The sequence below is a fragment of the Pseudomonas nabeulensis genome (assembly GCF_004682045.1).
Classification (GTDB): Bacteria; Pseudomonadota; Gammaproteobacteria; order Pseudomonadales; family Pseudomonadaceae; genus Aquipseudomonas; species Aquipseudomonas nabeulensis.
The window spans coordinates 20,086-35,621 of the sequence record NZ_QUZT01000068.1 but is presented as its reverse complement, the minus strand read 5'-3'; the positions used below and the strand labels follow the sequence as shown (position 1 = coordinate 35,621).

The window sequence follows — 15,536 nt, the reverse complement described above, 5'->3', positions numbered from 1 at the left end:
GTGTATCAGTTGGCATATCTATTGACTGACCCACCGCCATCGGGGGCAAGCCCCCTCCCACATTTGTTTCTCATTGTTCATAAGATCTGTTTCCAAACCCCGCACCGTTTTGTTACCGAATGCCCCAGTGTGGCGCAAAACCCGGCTTTCGCTCCAACTCCTCCGCACGATCAACAACCCCCGTAAGAAATTTCATCAACCCTCGAAGCCTTAATTTTCAAGGCTCCCACACGCATTCCCAAAAACTCTCAGCATCCCCCTCAGAAAGTTGGCCGCTCGATTGCATATGCTTGTATGTACAAGTAAAGATGTGTGCGTAAGACTCTCCTTCGCACCATCCATGTTCGCGCATCGATCGCCGAGGAGTCTGAGTTGTGACCAAGCCTACCAAGTACCGTGACGTAGAAATCCGCGCCGCCCACGGTAACAAGCTCACCGCCAAAAGCTGGCTGACCGAAGCGCCACTGCGCATGCTGATGAACAACCTCGACCCGCAAGTGGCCGAGAACCCGAAAGAACTGGTGGTGTATGGCGGTATCGGCCGTGCGGCGCGTAACTGGGAGTGCTACGACCAGATCGTCGAAAGCCTCACCCACCTGAATGACGACGAAACCCTGCTGGTGCAATCCGGCAAGCCCGTCGGTGTGTTCAAGACCCACAGCAATGCTCCCCGTGTACTGATTGCCAACTCCAACCTGGTGCCGCACTGGGCCAGTTGGGAACACTTCAACGAACTGGATGCCAAGGGCCTGGCCATGTACGGCCAGATGACCGCCGGCAGCTGGATTTACATCGGCAGCCAGGGCATCGTCCAGGGCACTTACGAAACCTTCGTCGAAGCCGGGCGCCAGCATTACAACAGCGACCTGACCGGCCGCTGGGTACTCACCGCCGGCCTCGGCGGCATGGGCGGCGCACAACCGTTGGCCGCGACCCTGGCCGGCGCCTGCTCGCTGAATATCGAATGCCAGCAGGTCAGCATCGACTTCCGCCTCAACAGCCGCTATGTCGACGAGCAAGCCACCGACCTCGACGACGCCCTGGCGCGCATCGCCAAATACACCCAGGAAGGCAAGGCTATCTCCATCGCCCTGCTGGGCAACGCGGCAGAAATCCTGCCGGAACTGGTCAAGCGCGGCGTGCGCCCCGACATGGTCACCGACCAGACCAGCGCCCACGACCCCCTCAACGGCTACCTGCCAGCCGGCTGGACCTGGGACGAATACCGCGCCCGCGCCAAGACCGAACCTGCTGCTGTGATCAAGGCCGCCAAACAGTCGATGGCCGTGCACGTCAAAGCCATGCTCGCGTTCCAGAAGCAGGGCATCCCGACCTTCGACTACGGCAACAACATCCGCCAGATGGCCCAGGAAGAGGGCGTAGAAAACGCCTTCGATTTCCCAGGTTTCGTACCGGCCTATATCCGCCCGCTGTTCTGCCGTGGCATCGGCCCGTTCCGCTGGGCCGCGCTGTCCGGCGACCCGCAGGACATCTACAAGACCGACGCCAAGGTCAAAGAGCTGATCCCGGATGACGCCCACCTGCACAACTGGCTGGACATGGCCCGCGAGCGCATCAGCTTCCAGGGCTTGCCGGCGCGTATCTGCTGGGTTGGCCTGGGCCAGCGCGCCAAGCTTGGCCTGGCGTTCAACGAGATGGTGCGCAGCGGCGAACTGTCGGCGCCGGTCGTGATCGGTCGCGACCACCTGGACTCTGGCTCGGTCGCAAGCCCGAACCGTGAAACCGAAGCCATGCAGGACGGCTCCGACGCCGTGTCCGACTGGCCGCTGCTCAACGCCTTGCTCAATACCGCGAGCGGCGCGACCTGGGTGTCGCTGCACCACGGCGGCGGCGTGGGCATGGGCTTCTCCCAGCACTCCGGCATGGTGATCGTCTGCGATGGTACGGATGAAGCGGCCGAGCGGATTGCCCGCGTGTTGCATAACGACCCGGCGACCGGGGTGATGCGCCACGCGGATGCCGGTTACCAGATCGCCATCGACTGCGCCAAAGAGCAGGGCCTCAATCTTCCGATGATCAAATAACCCATGTGAGAGTGGGCTTGTTGTGGCGAGGGAGCTTGCTCCCGCTGGGCTGCGTAGCGGCCCCACGATCTTGGGAGCGCTTCGCACTCCAGCGGGAGCAAGCTCCCTCGCCACAGCAGGCCGGCTCCTGAACTGTTTGTGTACATAACAATCCATCAGAGGTTGAACCGACATGGCTGCAACTGACACCACCCCGTTGATCGAAAGGCGTTCGATCGACTACATCCCGGAAGCGGAAAGACATGGTCGTCTATTGAGCCAGTTCACCCTGTGGATGGGGGCCAACCTGCAAATCACCGCGATTGTTACCGGAGCCTTGGCCGTGGTGCTGGGCGGTGATGTGTTCTGGTCGTTGATCGGCCTGTTGGTCGGCCAACTGATCGGTGGCGGCGTCATGGCGTTGCATGCGGCGCAAGGGCCCAAGCTGGGCCTGCCGCAGATGATTTCCAGCCGGGTGCAGTTTGGTGTGTATGGCGCGGCGATTCCGATCGTGCTGGTGTGCCTGATGTACCTTGGGTTCACCGCCACGGGCACCGTGCTGTCCGGGCAGGCGCTGGGCCAGTTGTTTGGCGTGAGCGACAGCATTGGCATTCTGATCTTCGCCAGCGTCATCGTGCTGGTCACGGTCCTGGGCTATCGGGTGATCCACTTCATCGGCCGTGTCGCCAGCGTCATTGGGGTGATTGCCTTTGTCTACCTGTTCAGCCGCCTGATGAGTCAGACCGACATCGGTGCACTCCTGCAAATCCGCCATTTCAGTTGGAGCAGTTTCTTGCTGGCGGTGTCGCTGGCGGCATCCTGGCAAATCGCGTTCGGCCCCTACGTGGCGGACTATTCGCGCTACCTGCCCAGCAGCACGTCTTCGGTGAAAACCTTTCTGGCCGCTGGCGCAGGTTCGGTGATCGGCGCCCAGGTGGCGATGGTGCTCGGCGTGTTTGCTGCCGCGATGTCCAATGGGCAGTTCGCCGGTCACGAAGTGGCCTACATCGTCGGGTTGAGCGGCACGGGGGCGACTGCTGCGCTGCTGTATTTCAGCATCGCGTTTGGCAAGGTCACCATCTCCACCCTGAACTCCTACGGCAGCTTCATGTGCATCGCCACCATCATCAGCGGCTTTCGTGGTCGTCTGGACGTTACGCGATTGCAGCGCCTGGTGTTTGTACTGGTGATTGTCGGCACCGCGACCCTGATCGCCCTGCTTGGCCAGCACTCGTTCCTCGGTGCGTTCAAGTCTTTCATCCTGTTCCTGCTGGCGTTCTTTACGCCCTGGAGCGCGATCAACCTGGTGGATTACTACTGCATCACCCGCGAACGCTACGACGTGCCCGCGTTGGCCGATCCAAACGGTCGCTATGGCCGTTGGAACCTGCTCGGTATCAGCGTGTATGTCTTCGGCGTGCTGGTGCAGTTGCCGTTCATCTCCACCAAGTTCTACACCGGGCCTTTGGTATCAGCGCTGGGGGACGTGGATATTTCCTGGATCATCGGTCTGGTACTGCCGGCAGCGCTGTATTACCTGTGTGCGAAAAAATGGCACGGCACGGTGCCCGATCATCTGATCCTGCCAAAAGAGCAGGGCGCTATACCAAGAACAAACGGGCTGACTGCACAAGCCTGATGGGACGTGGACAGGGCAGGATGCCTACTGACTGCCGTAATCCATTTCAAGATTGGGAGCGTCACAACAATGAAAATGCATAAGACCTTGTTGACCACACTGTTCGCTGCGGGCGTGTTGGCTTCTGCTGGCGCCCAGGCGGCCGGCTGGTGCGAATCGGGTAAGCCGGTGAAATTCGCCGGGCTCAATTGGGAAAGCGGCATGTTGCTCACCGACATCCTGCAAACCGTGCTGGAAAAAGGCTACGACTGCAAAACCGACAGCTTGCCGGGCAACTCCATCACCATGGAAAACGCCCTGAGCAGCAACGATATCCAAGTGTTTGCCGAAGAATGGGTGGGCCGCAGCGAGGTCTGGAACAAGGCCGAGAAGGCCGGCAAGGTCGTGGGCGTCGGCGCACCGGTGGTGGGGGCGATTGAGGGCTGGTACGTGCCGCGCTACGTGATCGAAGGCGACGCCAAGCGCAAGCTGGAACCCAAGGCGCCGGACCTGAAAAACATCGCCGACCTGGCCAAGTACGCCGCGGTGTTCAAGGACCAGGAGGAACCGTCCAAAGGCCGCTTCTACAACTGCCCGGCCGGCTGGACCTGCGAGCTGGACAACAGCGAAATGCTGAAAAGCTACGGCCTGGAAAGCACCTACACCAACTTCCGCCCAGGCACCGGCCCGGCGCTGGATGCGGCGGTGCTGTCGAGCTACAAGCGCGGCGAACCGATCCTGTTCTACTACTGGTCGCCAACGCCGCTGATGGGCCAGGTCGACCTGGTGAAACTGGAAGAAAAACCCGGCGTGGATAAAAGCGTAAGCATCAAGGTTGGCCTGTCCAAGACCTTCCACGAGCAAGCCCCGGAACTGGTGGCCGTGCTGGAAAAGGTCAACCTGCCGATCGACCTGCTGAACCAGAACCTGGGCCGCATGGCCAAGGAGCGCATCGAGTCGCCGAAACTGGCGAAGATTTTCCTCAAGGAACACCCTGAGGTCTGGCATGGGTGGGTGAGCGAAGACGCCGCCAAGAAAATCGACGCGGCCTTGTAGGTCAAACGTGCCCGACTACCCTGAAAGGTCACAACCCACTGGACCGAGAGCGCGCTATGTTTCCTGAGAGTTTTACGTTTTCCATCGCCGACTGGGTCAACGGTTGGGTGGACTCGCTGGTCACCAACTACGGTGATGTGTTCCGGCACATCTCCGACACGTTGTTATGGGCCATCGTCAACCTGGAAGGGCTGCTGCGCGCAGCGCCCTGGTGGTTGATGCTGGCCATCGTCGGCGGCGTTGCCTGGCACGCCACGCGCAAGGTGCTGACCACAGCGGTGATCGTCGGCTTGCTGTTCCTGGTGGGCGCGGTTGGCCTGTGGGACAAACTGATGCAGACGCTCGCCTTGATGATGGTCGCCACGGTGATCTCGGTGCTGATCGGCGTGCCGTTGGGCATTCTGTCGGCACGCAGCAATCGCCTGCGTTCGGTGCTGATGCCGCTGCTGGACATCATGCAAACCATGCCGAGTTTCGTGTACCTGATCCCGGTGTTGATGCTGTTTGGCCTGGGCAAGGTTCCAGCGATTTTCGCCACGGTGATCTACGCCGCGCCTCCGCTGATCCGCCTCACCGACCTGGGCATTCGCCAGGTCGACGGCGAAGTCATGGAAGCCATCAACGCCTTTGGTGCCAACCGTTGGCAGCAACTGTTCGGCGTGCAACTGCCGCTGGCGCTGCCGAGCATCATGGCCGGCATCAACCAGACCACCATGATGGCCCTGTCGATGGTGGTGATCGCCTCGATGATCGGCGCCCGTGGCCTGGGTGAAGACGTGCTGGTCGGCATCCAGACCCTTAACGTCGGCCGTGGCCTTGAGGCCGGGTTGGCGATTGTGATTCTCGCAGTGGTCATCGACCGCATTACCCAGGCCTATGGGCGTCCACGGCATGAGGCGAGCAAATGACGACTGTCAGCAAAATCGAAGTCAAAAACGTGTTCAAGATCTTCGGCGCCCGCTCCAAAGAAGCGCTGGCGCTGGTCGGCCAGGGCAAGACCAAGGATCAGGTGCTGGCCGAGACCGGCTGCGTGGTCGGCGTGAACGACTTGTCGCTGAGTATCGGCACCGGCGAGATCTTCGTGATCATGGGCCTGTCCGGCTCCGGCAAGTCCACGTTGGTACGCCACTTCAACCGCCTGATCGACCCTACCAGCGGCGCGATCCTGGTGGACGGCGAAGACATCCTGCAACTGGACATGGAAGCCCTGCGCCAATTCCGTCGGCACAAGATCAGCATGGTGTTCCAGAGCTTCGGCCTGCTGCCCCACAAGAGCGTGCTCGATAACGTCGCCTACGGCCTGAAAGTGCGCGGCGAAAGCAAACAGGTGTGCGCCGAGCGCGCCTTGCACTGGATCGAAACCGTGGGCCTCAAGGGCTACGAAAACAAATACCCGCACCAGCTCTCCGGCGGCATGCGCCAGCGCGTCGGCCTGGCCCGCGCGCTGGCGGCCGACACCGACATCATCCTGATGGACGAAGCGTTCAGCGCCCTCGACCCGCTGATCCGCGCCGAGATGCAGGACCAGTTGCTGGAGCTGCAAAAGACCCTGCACAAGACCATCGTGTTCATCACCCACGACCTCGACGAGGCCGTGCGTATTGGCAACCGCATCGCGATTCTCAAGGACGGCAAGTTGATCCAGGTGGGCACGCCGCGCGAGATCCTGCATTCGCCGGCGGATGAGTATGTGGACCGGTTTGTCCAGCGGCGCGCGGCGGTGGTTTGAGCCGGGTTTGGTGGTGAGGCTGCTGGCCTCATCGGGGGCAAGCCCCCTCCCACCCTAACGGTGTTCACAAATCAATATCTGTGAATGCAGTCAATGTGGGAGGGGGCTTGCCCCCGATAGGGCCAGCACAGCTACACAAGAATTCAAGAAGGTATAAAGATGCTCCAGCCAACAAAAATCACCCTCGCCGATACCCCCTTACGCTGGCAGGACATAACCGCCGTCGCCCGCCACGGCGCCGTCCTCGAACTCTCGGGCCAGGCCTGGGCACGCATCGACAATGCCCAGGCCATCGTGCAGCGCATTGTCACCAGTGGCGAACGCGCCTACGGCGTGAACACTGGCCTGGGCGCGCTGTGCAACGTGTCGCTCAAGGGTGAGCAACTCAGCCAACTGTCACGCAACACATTGCTGAGCCACGCCTGCGGTGTCGGCCAGGTCCTCAGTGATGAACAGACGCGCGCCATTATTTGCGCCGCGATCATCAACTACAGCCACGGCAAATCCGGCCTGCATCCGCAGGTGGTGCACGCGTTGCTGGCGCTGCTCAACCACGGCATCACACCGCAAGTGCCGTCCCAGGGTTCGGTGGGTTACCTGACCCATATGGCCCATGTCGGCGTGGCCTTGTTGGGGGTGGGTACTGTGAGCTACCGGGGCCAGATCGTCCCGGCGCAACAGGCGTTGAGCGCCGAAGGTTTGCACCCCGTGGTACTCGGCGCCAAGGACGGCCTGTGCCTGGTCAACGGCACGCCGTGCATGACCGGCCTGAGCTGCCTGGCGCTGGCCGATGCCCATCACTTGTTGCAATGGGCTGACGTGATCGGCGCGATGAGCTTCGAAGCGCAACGCGGCCAGATCGATGCGTTCGACGAAGCAATCATCGCCCTCAAGCCACACCCCGGCATGCAGCACGTCGGTATCAACTTGCGCGCGTTGCTCGACGGCAGTGAAGTGATTGCCAGCAGTAAGGGCATTCGTACCCAGGATGCGTTGAGCCTGCGCTCGATTCCCCAGATCCACGGTGCCGCCCGCGACCAGGTGGAGCACGCCACGCGACAGGTCGAGACCGAACTCAACAGCGCCACCGATAACCCGCTGCTACTCGGCACGCCGGACAACTACCGCGTGGTATCCCAGGCCAACCCGCATGGACAGTCGGTCGCGTTGGCGGCAGACATGCTCGCCATCGCCATGGCCGAAATCGGTTCGGTGGCCGAACGCCGCCTGGACCGCCTGATCAACCCTCACGTCAGCGGTTTGCCGGCGTTCCTGGTGAGCAACCCCGGGGTCAACTCCGGGATGATGATCGTGCAGTACGTCGCCGCGTCCCTGTGCGGGCAAAACCGCCAGTTGGCGCAACCGGCGGTGCTCGACAACTTCGTCACCTCGGGCTTGCAGGAAGACCACCTGAGCATGGGCACCAACGCCGCGCTGAAGCTGCACCAGGTGCTGGCCAACGTGACGCAGATCCTCGCCATCGAATACCTGCTCGCCGCCCAGGCATTCGAATTCCTCAAAGACCAGCGCTTCGGCGCGGGCACCGACCGCGCCTGGCGCTTGCTGCGCGAAGTCGTACCGGCCTACGAACAGGACCGCTGGCTGGCGCCCGATATTGCGGCCGCCGCCCAGTTGCTCAAAGACACTGCGTTACCGAATTTGCATTGAACATTTAGTCAAAAGAACCATTCACAAGGAGTATGAACGTGACTGCGCTAAATCTGATTCCAGGCCAACTGAGCCTTGCCCAACTGCGAGCCATCTACCAGCAGCCGGTAACCCTCAGTCTGGATAACAGCGCCTCGGCGCAGATCGAAGCCAGTGTCGCCTGCGTGGAGCAGATTCTCGCCGAGAACCGCACCGCCTACGGCATCAACACCGGTTTCGGCCTGCTGGCCTCGACCCGCATCGCCAGCGAAGACCTGGAAAACCTCCAGCGTTCCCTGGTGCTGTCCCATGCCGCCGGCGTCGGTGAGCCCATCAGTGATGCGCTGGTGCGCTTGGTCATGGTGCTCAAGGTCAATAGCCTGAGCCGGGGTTTCTCCGGGATTCGTCGCCAGGTGATCGACGCGCTGATCGCACTGATCAACGCCGAGGTGTACCCGCATATTCCCTTGAAAGGTTCGGTCGGTGCCTCCGGTGACCTCGCGCCCTTGGCGCACATGTCCCTGGTGCTGCTGGGCGAAGGCAAGGCGCGTTACAAAGGCGAATGGCTGCAGGCCACCGAGGCGCTGAAAGTCGCAGGTCTTGCGCCGCTGACCCTCGCCGCCAAGGAAGGCTTGGCGTTGCTCAACGGTACGCAAGTGTCCACTGCGTTTGCCCTGCGCGGCCTGTTTGAAGGCGAAGACTTGTTCGCCGGCGCCCTGGCCTGTGGCGGCCTTACCGTGGAAGCGGTGCTGGGCTCGCGCTCGCCGTTCGACGCGCGTATCCATGCGGCGCGCGGCCAGCGTGGGCAGATCGACTCGGCGGCGGCCTATCGCGACCTGCTGGGCGAAAGCAGCCAGGTCTCGCAGTCGCACCAGAACTGCGACAAGGTCCAGGACCCGTACTCCCTGCGTTGCCAGCCACAAGTCATGGGCGCCTGCCTGACCCAGTTCCGCCAGGCCGCCGAAGTGCTCGTCGTGGAAGCCAACGCCGTGTCGGATAACCCGCTGGTCTTTGCCGCCGAGGGCGATGTGATTTCCGGCGGTAACTTCCACGCCGAACCGGTGGCCATGGCCGCTGACAATATGGCGCTGGCTATCGCCGAAATCGGCTCCCTGAGTGAGCGCCGCATCTCGTTGATGATGGACAAGCACATGTCGCAACTGCCGCCGTTCCTGGTGGGCAATGGTGGGGTCAACTCCGGCTTCATGATCGCTCAGGTGACCGCCGCTGCGCTCGCCAGCGAGAACAAGGCGCTGGCCCATCCCCATAGCGTTGACAGCCTGCCGACCTCGGCCAACCAGGAAGACCACGTATCGATGGCCCCAGCTGCGGGCAAGCGCCTGTGGGAAATGGCCGAGAACACCCGTGGCATCCTGGCGGTGGAATGGCTGGCCGCGTGCCAGGGACTGGACTTGCGCGAAGGCCTGAAAACCTCGCCGAAACTGGAAAAGGCGCGGGGCATTCTGCGCAGCAAGGTCGCGTTTTACGAGAAAGACCGCTTCTTCGCCCCCGACATCAACGCCGCCAGCGAACTGCTCGCCAGCCGCTGCCTGAATGAACTGGTGCCGGCGAAGTTGCTGCCAAGCCTGTAACCCAAAGGGCGCTGAGCACTTTTTGTGGCGAGGGAGCTTGCTCCCGCTGGGCTGCGTAGCGGCCCTAAAAATCTTGGGAGCGCTGCGCACTCCAGCGGGAGCAAGCTCCCTCGCCACAGAGGTCCATTGCCAGGATTCAGATTTTCTCAGGATAAAAATAATTAAGGACGAGAAATGCACCAGCAAGAAACGGGTTTGAAACGCGGGCTCACCGCCCGACATATTCGCTTCATGGCACTCGGCTCCGCGATCGGCACCGGGCTGTTCTACGGCTCCGCCTCCGCGATCCAGATGGCCGGCCCCGCCGTGCTGCTGGCCTACCTGATCGGCGGCGCCGCGGTGTTCATGGTGATGCGCGCCCTCGGCGAGATGGCTGTGCACAACCCGGTGTCCGGCTCGTTCGGCCAGTACGCCAGCACCTACCTGGGCCCCATGGCCGGCTTTATCCTCGGCTGGACCTACGCGTTTGAAATGATCATCGTCTGCCTCGCCGATGTGACCGCCTTCGGCATCTACATGGGCTTCTGGTTTCCCGACGTCGCGCGCTGGGTCTGGGTGCTGGGCATCGTGTTTTTGATCGGCGGCCTGAACCTGTGCAACGTCAAAGTGTTTGGCGAAATGGAGTTCTGGCTGTCGCTGCTCAAGGTCGGCGCCATCGTCGCGATGATCCTGGGTGGCTTGGGCATCATGCTGTTTGGCATCCATACAGCCGGTGAAACCCACGCCAGCGGCCTCAGCAACCTGTGGGCCCACGGCGGCTTCATGCCGAACGGTGTGGGTGGTTTGATCGCCTCGTTTGCGGTGGTGATGTTTGCCTTTGGCGGCATCGAAATCATCGGCATCACCGCCGGTGAAGCCAAGGACCCACAACGGGTGATCCCCAAGGCGATCAACGCCGTGCCACTGCGTATTCTGTTGTTCTACGTGCTGACCCTGTTTGTGCTGATGGCCATCTACCCCTGGCCGCAGATCGGCAGCCAGGGCAGCCCGTTCGTGCAGATCTTCAGCAACCTGGGGATTGGCTCGGCGGCAACCATCCTGAACATCGTGGTGATCTCGGCGGCCGTCTCGGCCATCAACAGTGACATCTTCGGCGCCGGTCGCATGATGTACGGCCTGGCCCGGCAAGGGCAGGCGCCTAAAGGCTTTTCCCAGCTGTCCAAGCAAGGCGTGCCATGGATGACCGTGGTGGTCATGGGCGCGGCGCTGCTCGGCGGCGTGGTGCTCAACTACCTGATTCCGGAAAACGTATTCCTGCTGATCGCCTCGATTGCCACCTTCGCCACCGTGTGGGTGTGGCTGATGATCCTGTTCACCCAGGTTGCCATGCGCCGCTCCATGACGCGTGAGCAGGTGGCCGAACTGAAATTCCCGGTGCCGTTCTGGCCCTATGCGCCCGCGGCGGCCATCGTGTTCATGCTGTTCGTGTTTGGCGTGCTGGGTTACTTCCCGGACACCCAGGCGGCGTTGTTGGTCGGTGCCGTATGGATTGTGCTGTTGGTCGTGGCCTACCTGCTGTGGGTAAAGCCCGCTGCCGGGCAAGCGGCCAAAGTCCACTATGACCCGGCTTTGTCTCATCGTTAATTCAGGGAGGCGTTGATGAAAACGCTTTGGCAACACTGTCACCTCGCAACCATGGCTCAGGGGAAGTACTCGATCATCGAGGATGCCGCCATGGTCACAGCAGGTTCGCTCATCGAGTGGATCGGCCCCCGCAGTCAAGTGCCGACGGCGGACTTCGCCCAGGTGCATGACCTGCACGGCGCATGGGTGACGCCCGGGCTGATCGACTGCCACACCCACACGGTGTTCGGTGGCAATCGCAGCGGCGAATTCGAGCAACGCCTCGAAGGCGTGAGCTACGCCGACATCGCCGCCAAGGGTGGCGGTATTGCCAGCACCGTACGCGCTACTCGCGCCGCCAGTGAAGAAGAACTGTTCGAGAGTGCCCACAAGCGCCTGCGCAGTTTGCTGCGGGACGGCGTGACCACGGTGGAAATCAAGTCCGGCTACGGCCTGGACCTGGCCAATGAACGCAAGATGCTGCGGGTAGCGCGCCGCCTCGGCGAAGCGCTGCCGGTCAGCGTGCGCGCCACGTGCCTGGCGGCGCATGCGTTGCCGCCGGAATACAAGGACCGCGCCGACGACTACATCGAGCATATCTGCACCGAAATGCTGCCGGCCCTGGCGGCAGAAGGGCTGGTGGACGCGGTGGATGCGTTCTGCGAATACCTGGCGTTTTCCACCGAGCAGGTGGAGCGCGTGTTCAAGGTCGCCCGGCAATTGGGCTTGCCGGTGAAGCTGCACGCCGAGCAGTTGTCGTCGCTGCACGGTTCCAGCCTGGCGGCGCGTTATCAGGCGCTGTCGGCGGATCACCTGGAGTTCATGACCGAAGACGACGCCATCGCCATGGCCGCCTCCGGCACCGTCGCCGTGTTGCTGCCGGGGGCGTTCTACTTCCTGCGCGAAACCCAGTTGCCGCCGATGGAGGCGCTGCGTAAGCACGGCGTGAAGATCGCCATCGCCAGCGACCTCAACCCCGGCACCTCGCCGGCGTTGTCGGTGCGCCTGATGCTGAACATGGCCTGCACCCTGTTCCGCATGACCCCGGAAGAAGCCTTGGCGGGCGCGACCCAGCACGCGGCCACCGCGCTAGGCATGGGCGACACCCACGGCTCGCTGGAAGTGGGCAAGGTGGCGGACTTTGTTGCCTGGCAGATCGATCGCCCCGCCGACCTGGCCTACTGGCTCGGTGGCGAATTGGATAAACGCGTCGTGCGCCATGGCGTCGACGTCACTGTGTAAGGAGCATGGCTGTGGATAAGGTTCTGAACTTCAAACAAGGTCGTGTGCCGCTGCTGATCAGCATGCCCCACGCCGGGTTGCGCCTGACGCCTGCGGTGCAGGATGGGCTGATCCCCGAGGCGCAAAGCCTGCCGGACACCGACTGGCACATCCCCACGCTGTATGACTTTGCCGACGAACTGGGGGCCAGCACCCTGTCGGCTGAGTACTCGCGTTTTGTCATCGACCTGAACCGACCTTCGGACGACAAACCGCTGTATGCCGGCGCCACCACCGGCCTGTATCCGGCCACGTTGTTCGACGGCGTGCCGCTGTTTCGTGAAGGGCATGAGCCAAGCGAGACCGAGCGCGCCAGCTACCTGCAGAAAATCTGGGGCCCGTACCACCGCACCCTGCAAGAAGAACTGGCGCGCCTCAAGGCCGAATTTGGCTACGCGCTGTTGTTCGACGCGCACTCGATCCGCTCGGTGATCCCGCACCTGTTCGACGGCAAGCTGCCGGACTTCAACCTCGGCACCTTCAACGGCGCGGCGTGTGATCCTGAATTGGCCAGCCAGTTGGAAGCCCTTTGCGCCACGCACCCGCAGTACACCCATGTGCTGAATGGGCGCTTCAAGGGCGGGCATATCACCCGGCATTACGGCAACCCGGCACAGGATATTCATGCGGTGCAGTTGGAGTTGTGCCAGAGCACCTATATGGAGGAGTTTGAGCCGTTCCGTTATCGGCCGGATTTGGCGGGGCCGACGCGGGTGGTGTTGAAGCAGTTGCTGGAGGCGTTTTTAGCCTGGGGGCAGCGGCGTTACGGCTGAAATTGCTATCGGGGGCAAGTCGAATCGTCGCACCGCCCCTCCCACACTGACTGTATTTACACATCTGAGCCAGTGAACACAGTCAAGGTGGGAGGGGGCTTGCCCCCGATAGCGCCCTCACAGTCGCCCCAGTGCAACTGCCCGTCGCCACAGTTCGTGTCCGCCAACGTCTCACTGCGTAAGGTTGTTGAATAAAAACAGCCGAGTGAGCCCATCCCCATGAAAAAACTGTTGTTGCCCTTCATCGGAGCCGCACTGCTCAGTGCCCAAGCCATGGCCGCCGAACCGGCTTCCTGCAAAAGCATCCGCATGGGGGTGGTCAGTTGGACCGACGTGGTCGCCACCTCCGCCATGGCCGACGTACTGCTCAACGGCCTGGGCTATGACAGCAAACAAACCAGCGCCGTACAGCAGATCATCTTTGCCGGTATCCGCGACAAGCGGCTGGATATCTTCCTCGGCTACTGGAAGCCGGCGATGGACAACAACATTGCGCCATTCGTCGCGGCCAAGCAGGTCAAGGTCTTCGATAAACCCAGCCTTGCCGACGCCCAGGCCACCCTGGCCGTGCCGCAATACGTGGCCGACGCGGGCTTGAAGACCTTTGCCGATATCGCCCGTTTCAAGGACAAGCTGGGCGGCAAGATCTATGGCATCGAGCCCGGCAGCGGTGCCAACACCGATATCCAGAAGATGATCGACACTGACCACTTCGGCCTCGGCGGCTTCAAGCTGGTGGCTTCGGGTGAGGCGGGCATGTTGGCTGCCGTGCAGCGTGCGGTGAATCGCAAGGAGTTCGTGGTGTTTGTCGGTTGGACCCCGCACCCGATGAACATCAATATGAACATGGCCTACCTCACCGGCAGTGAAGATGTGTTCGGCCCCGACGAAGGCCGCGCCACTGTGTCCACGGTTACCGCGCCGGACTTCGCCGAGCGCTGCCCGAATGCCAACCGCTTGTTGCAAAATCTCACGTTCACCGCCGCCCAGGAAAGCCAGCTGATGGTGCCGATCATCGACCGCCAGTCGCCCCAGGACGTGGCGCGGCAATGGTTGCGGGATCATCCCGAAGACTTGCAGCGTTGGCTGGCTGGGGTCACAGCCTTTGATGGCAGGGATGGCGTAGCGGTCGTACAGGCCAGCCTCAAACCTTGAGCCCTACTCACCAGACCAATCAACACAAGACAAATGTGGGAGGGGGCTTGCCCCCGATAGCGTTAGGTCAGCCAAATAGATGTCGGCTGAGACACTGCCATCGGGGGCAAGCCCCCTCCCACATTTTCAGATCTTCATTGTCAGGGATATTGGGGCATGTATCCAATTTCTGCACAGCTAGCCGCTTTCGTCGCCAAAACCGAATCCTTCACCAGCGACGACTCATCTCTGGCCGGTTTACGCCAGAACTACAACCGCATGTGCGAGGCATTCACGCCGCCCCGCCCAAGGGGTCTGCTTATCGAAAACTCCCGCCTGGCCGGCGTAAACATCCGCAGTTACCTGCCCACCATCCCGACCCCGCACAACGGCTGGCCCTGCCTTCTCTATATACACGGCGGCGGCTGGGTCGTCGGTGGGCTCGACTCCCACGACTTCATCTGTTTCGAACTGGCCAGTACCCTGCAAGTGCTGGTGATCGCCATCGACTACCGCCTGGCCCCCGAGCACCCGTTTCCGGCGGCCTACGACGATTGTCGCGCCGTGTGGCAAGCGATCCAGGCGGGGCAGGGGCCGCACGCAATAGACCTGCAACGCTTGATAGTTGTGGGCGACAGCGCAGGCGGCAATCTGGCAGCGGCGTTATGCCTGGGGTTGCGGGATGACAGGCAGCCATTGCCGAAGGCCCAGGTCCTGATCTACCCAGGCTTGGGTGGCCCGGCCGATTTGCCTTCTCGTCATGAGTGTAAGGATGCGCCCCTGCTCAGTACCGCCGACACCGATCACTATCGGATGCTCTATGCGAGCGATTCCACGCCCTATGCCATGCCACTGCTGGCCACAGATTTCAGCGGCCTGCCCAAGGCGTTCATCGCCGTTGCGCAATTCGACCCCTTACGCGATGACGGCCTGCTCTATGCCGAACACCTGCGGGCGGCGGGCGTGATAACGCAGTTCTACCCAGGTCTTGGCCTGGTCCACGGTTGCCTGCGGGCACGTCGGCAGGTGCCGGAAGTGGACCAGCTCTATGACCACCTGTTGGAGTACCTGAGGAGCGAAGGGCTGACACAGGTCTAGGCACTCAAGGACATGCTCATT

12 protein-coding genes are annotated in these 15,536 nt (G+C 62.0%); all 12 read left to right on the top strand.

Annotation, left to right across the window (positions count from 1 at the left end):
- The first annotated feature begins 374 nt into the window (after window positions 1-374).
- The 12 genes from hutU (at window position 375) to DYL61_RS25940 (ending at window position 15,515) form a co-directional block, all read left to right on the top strand.
- Window positions 375-2,045, top strand: coding sequence for a urocanate hydratase (gene hutU, locus DYL61_RS25995; protein ID WP_135310713.1), 1,671 nt, complete (start codon window positions 375-377; stop codon window positions 2,043-2,045).
- Window positions 2,046-2,217: 172 nt separating this feature from the next.
- Window positions 2,218-3,663 (top strand): purine-cytosine permease family protein, encoded by a 1,446-nt coding sequence (locus DYL61_RS25990; RefSeq protein WP_135310712.1) that lies wholly within the window; start codon window positions 2,218-2,220, stop codon window positions 3,661-3,663.
- A 69-nt stretch (window positions 3,664-3,732) separates the two neighbouring features.
- Window positions 3,733-4,698 carry an ABC transporter substrate-binding protein gene (locus tag DYL61_RS25985; RefSeq protein ID WP_135310711.1) on the top strand — a complete coding sequence of 322 codons (966 nt, stop codon included), beginning with the start codon at window positions 3,733-3,735 and terminating at the stop codon, window positions 4,696-4,698.
- Between the two features lie 56 nt (window positions 4,699-4,754).
- On the top strand, window positions 4,755-5,606 hold the full coding sequence (locus DYL61_RS25980) for an ABC transporter permease (RefSeq protein WP_016979145.1): 852 nt from the start codon (window positions 4,755-4,757) through the stop codon (window positions 5,604-5,606).
- Window positions 5,603-6,427, top strand: a complete 825-nt coding sequence (locus tag DYL61_RS25975) for a quaternary amine ABC transporter ATP-binding protein (RefSeq protein WP_105697724.1) — start codon at window positions 5,603-5,605, stop codon at window positions 6,425-6,427. Before DYL61_RS25980 ends, DYL61_RS25975 begins: the two co-directional genes overlap by 4 nt.
- Window positions 6,428-6,586: 159 nt before the next feature.
- Window positions 6,587-8,095, top strand: coding sequence for a histidine ammonia-lyase (gene hutH / locus DYL61_RS25970; protein WP_135310710.1), 1,509 nt, complete (start codon window positions 6,587-6,589; stop codon window positions 8,093-8,095).
- Window positions 8,096-8,127: 32 nt separating this feature from the next.
- Window positions 8,128-9,666, top strand: coding sequence for a histidine ammonia-lyase (hutH, locus tag DYL61_RS25965; RefSeq protein WP_135310709.1), 1,539 nt, complete (start codon window positions 8,128-8,130; stop codon window positions 9,664-9,666).
- Window positions 9,667-9,840: 174 nt separating this feature from the next.
- The gene (locus DYL61_RS25960; RefSeq protein ID WP_135310708.1) at window positions 9,841-11,250 is read left to right on the top strand and encodes an amino acid permease; all 1,410 of its coding nucleotides are present in this window, start codon (window positions 9,841-9,843) and stop codon (window positions 11,248-11,250) included.
- Between the two features lie 15 nt (window positions 11,251-11,265).
- Entirely contained in the window at window positions 11,266-12,471 is a 1,206-nt protein-coding gene (gene hutI, locus DYL61_RS25955; RefSeq protein ID WP_135310707.1) for an imidazolonepropionase, read from the top strand.
- Between the two features lie 11 nt (window positions 12,472-12,482).
- Entirely contained in the window at window positions 12,483-13,283 is an 801-nt protein-coding gene (hutG, locus tag DYL61_RS25950) for an N-formylglutamate deformylase (protein WP_135310706.1), read from the top strand.
- 219 nt (window positions 13,284-13,502) lie between these two features.
- The gene (locus DYL61_RS25945; RefSeq protein WP_135310705.1) at window positions 13,503-14,438 is read left to right on the top strand and encodes a choline ABC transporter substrate-binding protein; all 936 of its coding nucleotides are present in this window, start codon (window positions 13,503-13,505) and stop codon (window positions 14,436-14,438) included.
- 156 nt (window positions 14,439-14,594) lie between these two features.
- The gene (locus DYL61_RS25940; RefSeq protein ID WP_135310704.1) at window positions 14,595-15,515 is read left to right on the top strand and encodes an alpha/beta hydrolase; all 921 of its coding nucleotides are present in this window, start codon (window positions 14,595-14,597) and stop codon (window positions 15,513-15,515) included.
- The last annotated feature ends 21 nt before the right edge of the window (window positions 15,516-15,536 follow it).